This window comes from Candidatus Manganitrophus noduliformans, from assembly GCF_012184425.1.
In the GTDB taxonomy this organism is placed as follows: Bacteria; Nitrospirota; Nitrospiria; order SBBL01; family Manganitrophaceae; genus Manganitrophus; species Manganitrophus noduliformans.
In genome coordinates this window covers 33,981-46,988 of sequence record NZ_VTOW01000001.1, presented here as the reverse complement: position 1 = coordinate 46,988, position 13,008 = coordinate 33,981, and the positions used below count along the sequence as shown (strand labels likewise).

The 13,008-nt window shown below is 57.2% G+C and carries 12 protein-coding genes; 7 read left to right on the top strand and 5 right to left on the bottom strand.

What is annotated here, in order from left to right:
* Positions 1 to 173 precede the first annotated feature (173 nt).
* From hrcA to MNODULE_RS00160, 7 genes are all read left to right on the top strand, one after another.
* Positions 174 to 1,256: a heat-inducible transcriptional repressor HrcA gene (gene hrcA / locus MNODULE_RS00190; protein WP_168057496.1), complete on the top strand. Its 1,083-nt coding sequence runs from the start codon at positions 174 to 176 to the stop codon at positions 1,254 to 1,256.
* A gap of 64 nt (positions 1,257 to 1,320) precedes the next feature.
* Positions 1,321 to 1,947, top strand: a complete 627-nt coding sequence (grpE, locus tag MNODULE_RS00185; RefSeq protein ID WP_168057494.1) for a nucleotide exchange factor GrpE — start codon at positions 1,321 to 1,323, stop codon at positions 1,945 to 1,947.
* Positions 1,948 to 2,103: 156 nt separating this feature from the next.
* Positions 2,104 to 4,032 (top strand): molecular chaperone DnaK, encoded by a 1,929-nt coding sequence (dnaK, locus tag MNODULE_RS00180; RefSeq protein ID WP_168057492.1) that lies wholly within the window; start codon positions 2,104 to 2,106, stop codon positions 4,030 to 4,032.
* Positions 4,033 to 4,135: 103 nt separating this feature from the next.
* The gene (gene dnaJ, locus MNODULE_RS00175) at positions 4,136 to 5,245 is read left to right on the top strand and encodes a molecular chaperone DnaJ (protein WP_320412323.1); all 1,110 of its coding nucleotides are present in this window, start codon (positions 4,136 to 4,138) and stop codon (positions 5,243 to 5,245) included.
* 26 nt (positions 5,246 to 5,271) lie between these two features.
* Entirely contained in the window at positions 5,272 to 6,030 is a 759-nt protein-coding gene (locus MNODULE_RS00170; RefSeq protein ID WP_168057488.1) for an RsmE family RNA methyltransferase, read from the top strand.
* Positions 6,017 to 6,547 carry an RDD family protein gene (locus MNODULE_RS00165; protein WP_168057486.1) on the top strand — a complete coding sequence of 177 codons (531 nt, stop codon included), beginning with the start codon at positions 6,017 to 6,019 and terminating at the stop codon, positions 6,545 to 6,547. The genes MNODULE_RS00170 and MNODULE_RS00165 overlap by 14 nt, the downstream gene beginning before the upstream one ends.
* The gene (locus MNODULE_RS00160; RefSeq protein ID WP_168057484.1) at positions 6,548 to 7,165 is read left to right on the top strand and encodes a SurA N-terminal domain-containing protein; all 618 of its coding nucleotides are present in this window, start codon (positions 6,548 to 6,550) and stop codon (positions 7,163 to 7,165) included.
* Positions 7,166 to 7,172: 7 nt separating this feature from the next.
* On the opposite strand, the gene MNODULE_RS00155 is transcribed toward MNODULE_RS00160, so the two are convergent.
* From MNODULE_RS00155 to alaS, 5 genes are all read right to left on the bottom strand, one after another.
* On the bottom strand, positions 7,173 to 7,631 hold the full coding sequence (locus MNODULE_RS00155; RefSeq protein WP_168057482.1) for a RidA family protein: 459 nt from the start codon (positions 7,629 to 7,631) through the stop codon (positions 7,173 to 7,175).
* A gap of 24 nt (positions 7,632 to 7,655) precedes the next feature.
* Entirely contained in the window at positions 7,656 to 8,849 is a 1,194-nt protein-coding gene (locus tag MNODULE_RS00150) for a phosphopentomutase (RefSeq protein WP_238339155.1), read from the bottom strand.
* Between the two features lie 5 nt (positions 8,850 to 8,854).
* Positions 8,855 to 9,850, bottom strand: coding sequence for an endolytic transglycosylase MltG (mltG, locus tag MNODULE_RS00145; protein ID WP_168057480.1), 996 nt, complete (start codon positions 9,848 to 9,850; stop codon positions 8,855 to 8,857).
* Positions 9,851 to 10,019: 169 nt separating this feature from the next.
* Complete coding sequence (locus MNODULE_RS00140; RefSeq protein ID WP_168057478.1) at positions 10,020 to 10,343, bottom strand: hypothetical protein; 324 nt, start codon at positions 10,341 to 10,343, stop codon at positions 10,020 to 10,022.
* A gap of 20 nt (positions 10,344 to 10,363) precedes the next feature.
* Positions 10,364 to 13,006, bottom strand: coding sequence for an alanine--tRNA ligase (gene alaS, locus MNODULE_RS00135; RefSeq protein ID WP_168059145.1), 2,643 nt, complete (start codon positions 13,004 to 13,006; stop codon positions 10,364 to 10,366).
* Positions 13,007 to 13,008 lie beyond the last annotated feature (2 nt).

The window sequence follows — 13,008 nt, the reverse complement described above, 5'->3', positions numbered from 1 at the left end:
CCTTGCAACTGAGTTGAGCCTGAACCAGGGGTCGGTCCCAAGCTGCCTTTTTCCGGTAGAAATGGGGAAATTTGCTTGACAGTGTGGGGATGATTTGGTAGGGTACTGGCACTCTATCTATGAGAGTGCTAAGATAGAAAATATATAGTTATCATAGAGTTTGAGGAGCAAAGATGCCGCTTGACGATCGCAGTAGATATGTCTTAAAGGCGATTGTCCTCTCCTACATCAAAACTGCTTTTCCGGTCGGATCCCAGGCCATCACGCGCAGTTTTGACATCGGAGTAAGCCCCGCCACCATCCGAAATATCATGGCCGATTTGGAGTCGCAAGGATTCCTGATGCAGCCGCACACGTCGGCCGGCCGGATTCCGACGGAAAAGGGATATCGTTTCTACGTAGATAACCTTCTCCAAGATGCGGAATTATTGAAGGAGCAGGATGATATTCTTGGGCAGGCGGAGCAATTGATCCAGCGCGAGACCATTCAGGCCCTCTTGCAGGATACCTCCAAGCTCCTCTCGGATGCGTCGCAATATCTCGCGATCGTCACCGCCCCCAAGTTTTCATCCACCCGGATCAAGCAGGTCGAGTTCGTCCGGCTGAGAAAAAATTCGGTGATGGCGGTCTGTATCTCTCAGGACGGTTTCGTTCAGAATAAATTTTTCGAAGTTCCGGAGGATCTCTCTCAGAAAGATCTCAACAAAATTGCCGACACCCTCAACCACCTCTACTCGGGGTTGACCCTTCAGGAGATCCGCCAGAAATTATTAACGCAAATTCAAAAAATGAAAGATCTCTACGATCATCTTCTTCAGGAAGCCCTCGAGCTGACGCGGCGGACCTTCATGGACGGCGGCTCGGGCGGAATCGACGCAGAGCTTTATATGGATGGCGCATCCCACATGATCGACCATCCCGATTTTGCCGATTTTCGGGTGATGAAGGGGCTGCTCAGCGCGTTTGAGGAAAAGAGGATGATCGTTCAGCTCCTCGATAAATATATCGGGACGGAAGGGGTCCAGGTCTACATCGGTTCCGAAAATCCCTTTCTGGGGGATCACCATTGCAGTTTGGTGGTGTCCCATTATAAAAGGGGGAATCAGGTATTAGGGACCGTGGGGATCCTCGGCCCGACCCGAATGGAGTACTCCAAAATTATTCCGCTGGTCGACTCGACGGCCAAGAAGGTCAGTCGGCTATTAGAAGAATCTTCCATGGAAGAGGAATCTTCTCTGGGAGAAAAAACCAAATGAGCCTTTCCTCTCATTATATTATTATTGTTGATGCTCGGAGGGGCCAGGGAAGTGAGGTGTTCTCTTGAACCAGCAGGATGAAAATAAAATAGGTGAAGAAAAAGAACGATTTGAAGAAGCGAAAGGCCCGGCCACTGCGGAAGATGCTCCGGCGGAGTCGCCTGAAAAAGTGATCGAGACGCTTCGTGCCGGTTATGAAAAGAAGGAAGAAGAGGCGCGACAGGCCCAAGAACGCTTCATGCGGACGTTGGCCGATTTTGAAAACTATAAAAAAAGAGCGCAGAGAGATCAATCGGACGCGCTCAAATATGCCAATGAAAAGCTCATTAAAGAGCTCCTCCCGGTCATCGATAATCTGGAGCGGGCGCTGGCCCATTCCAGGGAGACGCGGGATTTTGACCGGATGATGGAGGGGGTCGAACTGATTCGGAAGCAACTCCTCTCGGCGCTGGGAAAGTTCGGGGTCGCTCCGATCGAAAGTTTAAATCATCCCTTTGATCCTTCTCTCCATCAATCGATCGGACAGATCGAGGTGGAGGAGGGCTCCGATGCCGAAGAGAACCAGGTGATCGGAGAGACTCAAAAAGGTTATCATCTGAATGATCGTGTTCTCCGCCCTTCATTGGTGATGATTGCAAAGAAAAAGGCCCCTCCCTCCGGGGATGGCGCGGGGGCCGGCGAAGGAATATAGGCTAAATAAGCGTCCTCCCGGGGAATGCCTAAACCCGGTGGAAAAGCGAATAATGAGATCGGCACGTCTTTCTCATGCGTAGGTGGTATCGATCGTATCGTAAAGACAGCAGGGGCGTGCGTTGCGGATTCATGCGAATCCTTAAAGGAGGAGACAATGGCAAAGGTTATTGGAATTGATTTGGGGACGACGTTCTCCTGCATGTCGGTGGTGACCGGCGGAGAGCCGGAGGTGATCCCGAATGCAGAGGGAAGCCGGACGACCCCCTCCGTCGTCGCCATTACCGATAAGGGAGAGCGGTTGGTCGGACAGCTTGCCCGAAGGCAGGCGGTCACGAACCCGACCAATACGATCTACTCGATCAAGCGGTTGATGGGACGGAAATATGATTCGACCGAAGTAAAAGAGGCGATGAAGCGCCTTCCATACAAGATCGTGAAGGCCCCCAACGGAGATGCGCACGTTGAAATTCAGGGAAAGGTCTACAGCCCTCCCGAGATCTCGGCGATGATCTTGCAAAAATTACGGGCCGACGCGGAAGCGTTTCTGGGCGAGAAGGTGACCGAGGCGGTCATCACCGTCCCGGCTTACTTCGATGACAGCCAGCGGCAGGCGACCAAAGACGCCGGGCAGATCGCGGGTTTGAATGTCCTTCGGATCATCAACGAGCCGACGGCGGCCTCGCTGGCGTACGGATTGGATAAAAAGAAAGATGAGCGGATCTCCGTCTATGACCTGGGAGGGGGAACCTTCGATGTCTCCGTCCTGGAGATCGGCGACGGGGTCTTCGAGGTCAAGTCGACGAACGGGGATACGTATCTCGGCGGCGACGACTTCGATCTGACGATCATGGACTGGATGATCGAGGAGTTCCGGAAAGAGAACGGGATCGATCTGAAAAAGGATCGCATGGCCCTTCAGCGGTTGAAAGAAGCGGCGGAAAAAGCAAAGATCGAGCTCTCCTCTGCGATGGAAACCGAGATCAACCTTCCTTTCATCACGGCCGATGCCACCGGTCCGAAGCATCTGGTCATCAAGTTGACCCGGTCGAAGCTGGAGCAGTTGGTCGATCCGCTCGTTCAAAGGACGATCGAGCCGTGCCGAAGGGCGCTGGCCGACGCAGGATTGACGCCGGCGGAAATCCATGAGGTGGTCCTCGTCGGCGGGATGACCCGGATGCCGAAGGTCCAGCAGGTGGTGAAGCAGTTCTTCGGAAAAGAGCCGCATAAGGGGGTCAATCCGGATGAGGTGGTTGCCATCGGGGCGGCCATCCAAGGGGCGGTGTTGAAGGGAGAGGTGAAGGATGTCCTTCTTCTCGACGTGACGCCGCTCTCGTTGGGAATTGAGACCCTCGGCGGGGTGTTTACCCGGATCATCGATCGGAACACGACCATCCCGTCGAAGAAGAGCCAGGTCTTCTCCACCGCGTCGGACAACCAGACGGCGGTGACGATCCGGGTTTTCCAGGGAGAGCGTGAAATGGCGGCCGATAACAAGCTGCTCGGCCAATTCGATCTGATCGGTATCCCCCCGGCCCCGCGCGGTATTCCTCAGGTCGAGGTCACCTTCGACATCGATGCCAACGGTATCGTCCATGTTTCCGCGAAAGATATGGCGACACAAAAAGAGCAGTCGATTCGAATCACCGCATCGAGCGGTCTCAATAAGGAAGAGATCGACAAGCTCGTGAAGGACGCCCAGGCGCATGCGGAAGAAGATAAGAAAAAGAAAGAGTTGATCGAGGTCCGCAACGAGGCCGACAATCTGATCTACGCCACCGAAAAATCGGTGACCGAGTTCGGCGATCGGATTTCTCCGGAAGAGAAAAACCAGATCATGGAAAAGATCTCCCAGACGCGAAAGGCGATGGAGTCGAATAACGTCGAAGAGATTCGGGCGGCCATTTCCGAGCTCTCCAAGGCCTCGCATAAATTGGCCGAAGAGATGTATAAGAAGACCGGCGCCGGCGCGGCGGCGGGGGCTCAGGCGGGACCGACCGGAGACGGCGGGGCCGCCGGCGGGCAACAACAGGCCAAAGATGAAAACGTGGTCGACGCCGAGTTTGAAGAAACGGATAAAAAGTAGTAAAGTATGAGTCACTCCCCAGCCGCCTGGCGGTCCTCGAAAGCCGATCAGGCGGCTGGTTTTTAATGAACCATCCATCTCAATATCGATGTTAAGGAGTTCCGTGGCCAGCAAAAAAGATTATTACGAAGTGCTCGGTGTCGAACGAACCGCTTCAGAGGAAGAGCTGAAGAAGGCCTATCGCAAGATGGCCCTCAAGTTTCATCCTGATCGAAATCCGGGTGATAAAGCGGCCGAGGAACAATTCAAAGTGGTCAATGAGGCCTACAGCGTTTTGGCCGACGCCGAAAAGCGGAAGAGCTATGACCTCTTCGGCCATGCCGGACCGGCCGGCGGCGCGGGCGGTTTTGACTTCAATCAAGGGGGCTTCTCCGATATCTTCGGCGACATCTTCGAAGAGTTTTTCGGCGCTTCGGCCGGGGGGCGCGCCCGCACGCGGGCGCAGCGGGGGAACGATCTTCGCTACAACATGACCATCACTTTTGAAGAAGCCTATTTCGGGAAGGAGGCGAAGATCAGATTGCGCCGTCCCGAGGCCTGCAGCGCCTGCAAGGGAACGGGCGCCAAAGGAGGGGCGACCAAGGTCTGCCCGACCTGCGGCGGCGCGGGGCAGCTTCGATTCCAGCAGGGAATGTTTGCGGTCAGCCGCACCTGCAGCCAGTGCCGGGGAGAGGGGCGAATCATCTCGGAGAGCTGTCCGCAGTGTAAAGGGGAGCGGTATATCGCCCGCGATAAGACGATCTCCGTCAAGATTCCTCCCGGGGTCGAGACCGGCTCGCGGCTGCGCGTCATGGGCGAGGGGGAACCGGGACTCAACGGCGGGCCGACCGGCGATCTCTACGTGGTCCTGACCGTGGAGGAGCATCCTCAGTTTTCCAGGGACGGCGATCACATCCTCTGTCAAGTTCCGATCAGCTTCGTCAAAGCGATCCTCGGCGGAAAGGTCGACGCCCCGACGATGAAGGGGCCGACGGCGGTGAAGATTCCTCCCGGAACGGCGGATGGAAAGATCTTCCGTCTGAAAGGGCTGGGTTTCGCGAATATCCGCGGATACGGGATCGGCGATGAGCTGGTTCGGATCAAGGTCGAGATTCCGAGTAAAATCACAGCGAAGCAGCGGGAGCTTCTGGAAGAATTCGCGAAAATCAGCGGAGAGTCGATCGACCCCGATTCGGGAAAACTCTTCGAAAAAGTGAAGAACCTCTTCGAATAAAAACAAGTGATCAGCGCCTCACTTCCATGCCTGTCTATTTTATCCACTCAAAGCAGGTCGATCATGGAAAAATCACCGTCCAGGATCGTCTGGCCCACCATCTTCGCGATGTTCTCCGTTCGCAAGAAGGGGAGACCCTTCTTCTGGTCGATGAGCAACCGAAGCGGTACACCGCCCGGCTGATCGAATCGCATCCGGCGCGGTTGACCCTGGAGGTGCTGCACGAAGAGAACCCTCCCCCTTTTCCCCTTCCGGCCCTCCATCTGGGGATCGGCTTGTTGAAAGGGGAGAAGATTGAATGGGTTTTGCAAAAGGCAACCGAGCTGGGGGTGGCCCGGATGACCCCTCTGGTCACGGAGCGGGCGGTCGTCCGGCCCAAAGCGGACCGTCTGTCTCATCAGCAGGAGCGCTGGATGAAGATCATCACGGAGGCGGCTCAACAGTCGGGGCGCTGGAGCATTCCGATGCTCGACCCGCCGACCGAGCTGCTGGCGTTTCTGACGAAAACGGCCGGATACGGCTTGAAACTGATTTTCTGGGAAGGGGCTCCCTCTCAATCGCCGCGAGGCCGGATCGCGGAGGCGATCGCGTCATCTCCGCGCGAAGGGGTTGTTCTGATCGGGCCGGAAGGCGGATTGGAGAAAGCGGAAGTCGATGCCGCCTGCGCGATGGGATATGAGGCTCTCTCTCTCGGAGCGCGGATTCTGCGGGCCGAGACAGCCGCGCTTTCCGCTTTATCGATCGTTCAATATGAAATTGAAGGGAGGATAGATGGAGCGGGTTGACCGGCCGATGGGAGGGGAGCTTCCCGAGTTCTTTCCCGCGTCGTTGTTTCCCGAAGAGAAGGCGGAGACGGCAGCGGTTCAACCGGCCGGTTTTCTTCGCCGTGTCGTCGCTTTTCTCATCGACTTCTTCATTATCGAAATTCTCTATTTGGCGCTGTTGGCGGCCGGTTTTCTGGGCATCCGCTATTCAAACGGAGAAGCGGGTTTTCTTCTTACCGAAGAGGGATCACTGATCCCCTGGGTGGCGCCTTTTATCGCCGCTTGGTTTTGCCTTTTTCTCGGCTATTTCACCTTCTTTCACGCGCATGGCGGCCAGACGCCGGCGAAGATGCTGATCCGGATCAAAGTCGTCGCCTCCGGAGCGGCTCCCCTCTCCCCCTTCCGGGCGCTCGCGAGGTCGTTCGGTTACATTCTCTCCAGCTTCTTTTTCGGATTCGGTTTTTTGATGACCATTTTCAATAGAAAGAAAAGAGCGCTCCACGATCTACTGACCCGAACCGAGGTGGTCTTAGCCTAGATGCGCTGTTTGATCTTCATTTTACTTTTATCACTTCCGGCGTTTTCTGCCATCGGGTTTGCCGCGGAGCCGGTGGAGCGGATCGCGGCGACCCTCAACGATAAGATTATTTTTCTCTCCGACCTTCAACGTCATCAGACTTTTTTTGAGAACGCCGGAAAGAATATGAGGGGAGAAGATTCAAAAACGTTATTGGACCGGGTCGTTGATAACCGGCTCCTTCGTTTGGAGGCCCGTCGGTTTGTTCTTCAGGGTCCCACCGAAACGGAGATCCAACAACGCCTGAAGGTTCTCCGTGAGCGATTCAAAACCGAGGCCGCATTCGAAGAGGCCCTTGGACAAACCGGGCTTTCGTTAGATGAATTGAAGCAAGAGATCAAAGAGCAGCTTTGGGTGGAGAAGCTTCTCCAGGAGCGGATTCACGCGTTTGTTTTCATTTCTCCGAAAGAGGTGACGCGATACTATCAAGAGCATGCAGCCGATTTCGGCGGGAAGAAGCAGGAAGAGGTCGAGCCGATAATCCGAAAAATCTTAAGCGAGGAAAAACGGATGACAAAAGAGATGGAGTACCTGGCTCGGCTGCGATCGCACGCGGAGATTCAGGTGAACTTACAGTAGGCTGAAATCACCTTATCTCGACGATCATCTCCAACTCCACCGGCGCGCCGAGCGGCAATTCGGCGGCCCCCAGCGCCAACCGGGCGTGCCGGCCGGCATCGCCAAAAATTTGAACCAGGAGATCCGACGCGCCGTTTGCGACGGCCGGCTGTTGGGTGAATCCTTCGCTCGATGCAACATGGACGCCGATCCGGACGATCCGTTTGATTCCGTCGAGCGAGCCGAGCTCGGCCTTGATGACCGCCAGCGCATTCAGCAGCGTGATCTGCGCCGCCTGCTGTCCCTGTTCCACAGTCAGCTCTTTCCCGAGCTTCCCCACCATCGCCATCTTCCCCTCCACCATCGGAATCATGCCGGATAGAAATAAGAGATTTCCGCTTCGAACCGCCGGGACATAGGTTGCGACCGGCTTGGGCGGGGAGGGTAAGGTAAAGCCGAGTGATTGTAGTTTCTTTTCGTAATCCATCTGAAAGCTCCGGATGAAGTCGGTTTATGCAGCGGGTGCGGCGATCAGCGGAAGGAAGCTCTCTCCCACCGGGAGACGGTCCACTCCGAAATGCTCCGCCAAAGTCTGTCCCAGGTCGGCGAAGGTCGCTCGAATCCCGAGATCGCGCCCCGACGCAACCCCTTTCTGAAAAACGATCAGCGGCACATGCTCCCGCGTGTGGTCGGTGCCGGGAAAAAGGGGATCGTTCCCATGGTCGGCGGTGAGAATCAGCCAATCCCCCTCCTTCATCTTCGAAACGATCTCAGGAAGGCGACGATCGAACTCCTCCAGCGCCTTCGCGAATCCGACGGCATCGTTTCGATGGCCGTAAAGCATATCGAAGTCGACCAGGTTCGTGAAGATCAATCCGGTGTCGGTCCGGTCGATGAACCGAACGGTTTGATCGATGCCGTCGTTGTTGTCGTGGGTGTGGACCGATTCCGAAATCCCCCTTCCCGAGAAGATATCTTCGATCTTTCCGATGCCGATGACCGGAATCCGCGCCGCTTGAAGACGGTCGAGCAGGGTCTCGGCCGGCGGGGCGACGGAGAAATCGCGGCGGCGGTCGGTCCGGACGAATCGCCCCGGCTCGCCGATGAACGGTCTTGCGATGACCCGCGCAACCTGGTGCGGCGGCTTCAGGAGATTGCGGGCGATCCGGGAGATCTCCCAAAGTTTTTCGGGCGGGATGGTCGCCTCGTGCGCGGCAATCTGAAAGACCGAGTCGGCGGAGGTGTAGACGATCGGCGCCCCGGTCGCCATCTGTTCTGCGCCGAGCTCCTTGAGGATCTCCGTTCCGGAGGCGACCTTATTTCCGAGGACCTTCCGTCCGATCGCCGCTTCAAAAGGGCCGATCACTTCGGGCGGAAAGCCGTTCGGATAGGTGGGGAAAGGGGTGGGGGTGATCACCCCCGTCATCTCCCAGTGGCCGATCACCGTATCTTTCCCCGCCGATCGCTCCGCCATCTTCCCGAAATGGGCGGTCGGATGAGGAACCGGCGCAATCCCTTCGAGATCGTCGATTCGCCCCAACCCCCATCTCTCAAGGGTCGGAAGACGAAGCGCTACCGCCCGAGATATGTGGCCGAGGGTATCGCTTCCGGCATCGCCGTACCGGTCCGCATCGGGGAGGGCCCCGGCGCCGACGCCGTCGAGGACAATGAGAATGACCCTTGTGGGGGAAACGGCGCGCATCATCGCTTTCAGGCCTTCTTGCGTTGGTACTTATTGACCGCGCGATTGTGCTCGCGGAGGTTTTTTGAGAAGGAATGGGTTCCGTCATTCTTGGAGACGAAATAGAGGTAATCGACATCCGCCGGATAAAGCGCGGCAGAGAGCGATTCTCTCCCGGGGTTGGAAATCGGGCCGGGCGGCAGGCCGATGAAACGATAGGTATTGTAAGGAGAGGGGATGCCGAGATCTCTTTTGCGAATATTCCCGTCGAATTCAGTGAGAGCGAAGATGACGGTCGGATCGCTCTGAAGACGCATTTTTTTCTTCAGGCGGTTGTGAAAAACGGCGGAGATCAGGCCCCGCTCGGAAGGATGCCCCGTCTCCTTCTCGATGATCGAAGCGAGGGTGACGACCTCCCGCTGCGTCATGCGGAGTTGATCGGCCCTTCTACGGAGGGATTCATCATAGGCCGCCTGAAATTGGGTGACCATTCGCCGGACGATCTCATGGGGCGGGGTTCGCTTTGGAAACTGGTAGGTATCGGGAAAGAGATATCCTTCCAAGCTTTCCCCTTCGATCCCGAACTCACTCATTAAGGTCGGATCTTCCACGACTTTCATAAAGACCTCGGCCTCGGTGAGCTTCGCCGCTTCGAGCAGCTTCGCGATCTGCCGGGCGGTCGATCCTTCCGGAATCACCACCTGATAGTGAAGGATCTTGCCCCGCACGAGGAGATCGAGCAGTTCCATCGGCCGCATCGCCGTATGGAGGCCGTATTCACCCGGCTTGATGTTTTTTTCATTTCCCGTCCAAGCGCCGAGGAGACGAAAATAAATTCGACTGGTGATCAGCCCTTCGCGCTCCAAAAGCTCAGAGACGCTGTTGTAGGTGGCCCCTTCTGCAATTTCGATGACTTTGTGGGTTTCTGCAAGGGAGGGGGGATGATTCAGGAATTGGAGGCCGCGAACGGCCCCGATCGCAATGACGAGGGTAAGAGAAAAGAGGGTAATCCAAACCTTGATCATGCGCGCTCACTCGAAGGAGGTTGCTTCCTCTGGACACGGAACCCAAATCTTTCAAGAAAATGCTTGGACGATCCTTTTCCCCCGACAGACAGGTGAGTCGTTTTCTGCCGTGGATCGGTTCATGACTACTATTATAACGAATGAAGGCCGATACGAAAAGGGAGCCCGGTCAGGCGGCCGGCTCCCCTTTTTCACGACGGGAGGCCTCCCATCGCCGGAACTGGGCGGTCAGATCGGCGAGCTCTTTCTCCAGCCGCTCGATATCGGCGCGGGAAGGGAACCGGACATTCCCGGCGATTCTTTTGCCGAGGTCGGACATCTTCTGGTTGAGCTCCTGCTCCCCTTTTTCGGCCGATTCGAAAAAGGACCGGACGCGCCGCGCCTCTTCGGTTTGGCTCTCCTCCCCCTTCTTCGCGAGCTCGTCGGCCACCTCTTTGGCCCGTTCGGTCAATGCAAGTCCGATTAAAGCGGCTTTCCTCAGCGCGGTAAACATAAGCACCCCCCAAAAAAAGATTAATTTCCTCCGATCATCTTCTCGATGACCTGGACGGCCTGCTCCAGGGCGGCGTCGAGTTTTTCGATCCGCTTCCCGCCGGCCTGGGCCATCTCCGGTTTCCCGCCGCCGGTTCCCTCGATGAGGCCGGCGATCCCTTTGACGATTTCCGAGGCCGAAAGACGCGAGGCCCAGTCGGGGGTGACCATCACGACGATCGATACTTTTTCCCCCTTCGGGTCTGGCGCACCGACAATAATCACCCCCGATTTGAGCCGGTCGCGGAGCCGATCGGCCTGCGCCCGGATATCCTTAATCTCCGCCGGGGAGATTTTCTCGGCGATCAATGAGACCGGTCCGATCTTGCGGGCATTCGCAAGGGGATCGGACGCGGGCGCCGCCGCGCGCGATTTGAGCCGTTCGATCTCTCGGTCTTTTTCCTGAAGCTGGGTATTCAGCCGCTCCGCTTTCTGGGCGACCTCTTCCGGCCGCGTCTTGAGGAGACTCGAAACCTCGCGCAAGACCCGCTCCTGATTTTTCACATGTTGATAGGCGGCCGGACCGGTGAGCGCTTCGATCCGGCGGATGCCGGCGGCGACGCTGCTCTCCTTGACGATCTTGAAGAAGCCGATCTCTCCCGCGCCGTGGCAGTGGGTGCCGCCGCAGAGCTCCCGGCTGAAGTCGGCGACCCGCACCACGCGGACCTTCTCGCCGTATTTTTCGCCGAAGAGGGCCATCGCCCCGGTGGCGATCGCGTCTTTCGTCTCCATCACCTCGGTCTCGACATGGGCATCTTCTCGAATCCGCTCGTTCACCCGTGCCTCGATCCGGTCGATCTCTTTCTCGGTCAGCGTGGAGAAGTGATAGAAGTCGAATCGAAGGCGGTCGGGGGCGACGAGCGACCCGGCCTGTTTGACATGATCGCCGAGGACCTCCCGCAGGACCGCATGAAGGATGTGGGTTCCGGTGTGGTTCCGCGCCGCATTTTTTCTCGCCTCGGCATCGACAGTCACATGAACCGGCTCGCCGACCGTGATCGTCCCTTGGATGACCTTCGCCCGATGAAGATGAAGATCGGGGACCGGCTTAACGGTGTTGTTGATTTCGACCAGCGCCGTGGGTGACGAGAGGGTCCCTCGATCTCCGACCTGTCCTCCTCCTTCGGCATAGAAGGGGGAAGGGTTGAAAACAAGATCGACGGTTTCGCCCCCTTTTGCAGAGGTGACCCGGTCGGTTCCTTTCAGGATCGCCAGGAGGGTCACCTCTTCTTCAAGATGTTCGTAGCCGGTGAACCGGCTCTTTCCGATCTCTTCCACCAAGGCCCGATAGATCGGCGCGCCCCGCTCTTCCTCGCCGGCGCCGACCCACGATTTTCTCGCCCGCTCCCGTTGGACTTCCATCGCGGCATTGAAGCCGGTCTCGTCGACGCCGAGCCCCGCCTCTTGCGCCATCTCCGCGGCTAGATCAAGCGGGAAACCGTAAGTGTCGTAGAGGGTAAAGAGATCTTCTCCCGGGATTACCTGAATCCCTTGGCCTTTCACCTTGGCGATGATTCCTTCCAGAATCTGCACCCCCTGGTTCAGCGTATGAATGAACCGCTCCTCTTCCAGGAGAACCGCCTGCGCGATCTGTTTTCGATGCTGTTCCAGATCGGGATAGGGGCCGCGCATCGTGTCGATCACCACACCAGTCAGCTCGTGGAGAAAAGGATCATGGAATCCAAGCTGTTTCCCGAATCGAGCGGCCCGCCGAAGGATCCGCCGGAGGACATACCCGCGTCCTTCGTTCGAAGGGATCACGCCGTCGTTGATCAAAAAAGTAATCGCGCGGAGATGATCCGCAATGACCCGCCCCGCCATCGCTCCCCGAACCGCCTGCTCGGATTTGCCGGCCCGTTCGGCGATCGCCTTGAAAATCGGCTGGAAGAGATCGGTATCGTAATTGCTCAAGACCCCTTGGCAGACCGCCGTGATCCGCTCCAATCCCATTCCGGTGTCGATGCTCGGCTTCGGAAGGGGGGTGAGTTTTCCCTGCGCGTCGCGGTTGTATTGCATGAAGACCAAATTCCAGATCTCCAGATAGCGGTCGCAGTCGCATTTGCCGATCCCGGGGCAGTCGGGGTGAACCTGCGCTCCCTGATCGATCAAGATCTCGGAGCAAGGGCCGCACGGGCCGGTGTCCCCCATCTGCCAGAAGTTGTCTTTCTCGCCGAGCCGGAGGATCCGATCGGCCGGGAGATACTTCTTCCAAAGCTCGGCCGCTTCATCGTCATCCCGAAAGACAGTGGCGTAAAGCCGCGTGGGAGGAAGCTGGAATTCTTTCGTCAGAAGCTCCCAGGCAAAGTCGATCGCATCTTTTTTAAAGTAGTCGCCGAAGGAGAAATTGCCGAGCATCTCGAAGAAGGTGTGATGCCGGGCGGTCTGGCCGACGTTGTCGAGGTCGTTGTGTTTTCCGCCGGCGCGCATCGACTTCTGAGACGAGGCGGCCCGTTTGTAGGGACGTTTTTCCTCCCCCAAAAAGACCCCCTTGAACTGAACCATCCCGGCGTTCGTGAAGAGGAGGGTCGGGTCCTTCTCCGGAATCAGCGGGGAGCTCGGCACCTCTGTGTGGCCGTGCTCGACAAAGTAGCGAATGAATTTTGAACGGATCTCTGAGGAGGTCATCA

What these genes read in the sequence shown, in the direction of transcription:
- hrcA (WP_168057496.1), top strand. Translation starts at nt 174, where the DNA reads ATGCCGCTTGACGATCGCAGTAGATATGTCTTAAAGGCGATTGTCCTC.
- dnaK (WP_168057492.1), top strand. Translation starts at nt 2,104, where the DNA reads ATGGCAAAGGTTATTGGAATTGATTTGGGGACGACGTTCTCCTGCATG.
- MNODULE_RS00170 (WP_168057488.1), top strand. Translation starts at nt 5,272, where the DNA reads ATGCCTGTCTATTTTATCCACTCAAAGCAGGTCGATCATGGAAAAATC.
- MNODULE_RS00165 (WP_168057486.1), top strand. Translation starts at nt 6,017, where the DNA reads ATGGAGCGGGTTGACCGGCCGATGGGAGGGGAGCTTCCCGAGTTCTTT.
- MNODULE_RS00160 (WP_168057484.1), top strand. Translation starts at nt 6,548, where the DNA reads ATGCGCTGTTTGATCTTCATTTTACTTTTATCACTTCCGGCGTTTTCT.
- MNODULE_RS00155 (WP_168057482.1), bottom strand. Translation starts at nt 7,631, where the DNA reads ATGGATTACGAAAAGAAACTACAATCACTCGGCTTTACCTTACCCTCC.
- MNODULE_RS00150 (WP_238339155.1), bottom strand. Translation starts at nt 8,849, where the DNA reads ATGATGCGCGCCGTTTCCCCCACAAGGGTCATTCTCATTGTCCTCGAC.
- mltG (WP_168057480.1), bottom strand. Translation starts at nt 9,850, where the DNA reads ATGATCAAGGTTTGGATTACCCTCTTTTCTCTTACCCTCGTCATTGCG.
- MNODULE_RS00140 (WP_168057478.1), bottom strand. Translation starts at nt 10,343, where the DNA reads ATGTTTACCGCGCTGAGGAAAGCCGCTTTAATCGGACTTGCATTGACC.
- alaS (WP_168059145.1), bottom strand. Translation starts at nt 13,006, where the DNA reads ATGACCTCCTCAGAGATCCGTTCAAAATTCATTCGCTACTTTGTCGAG.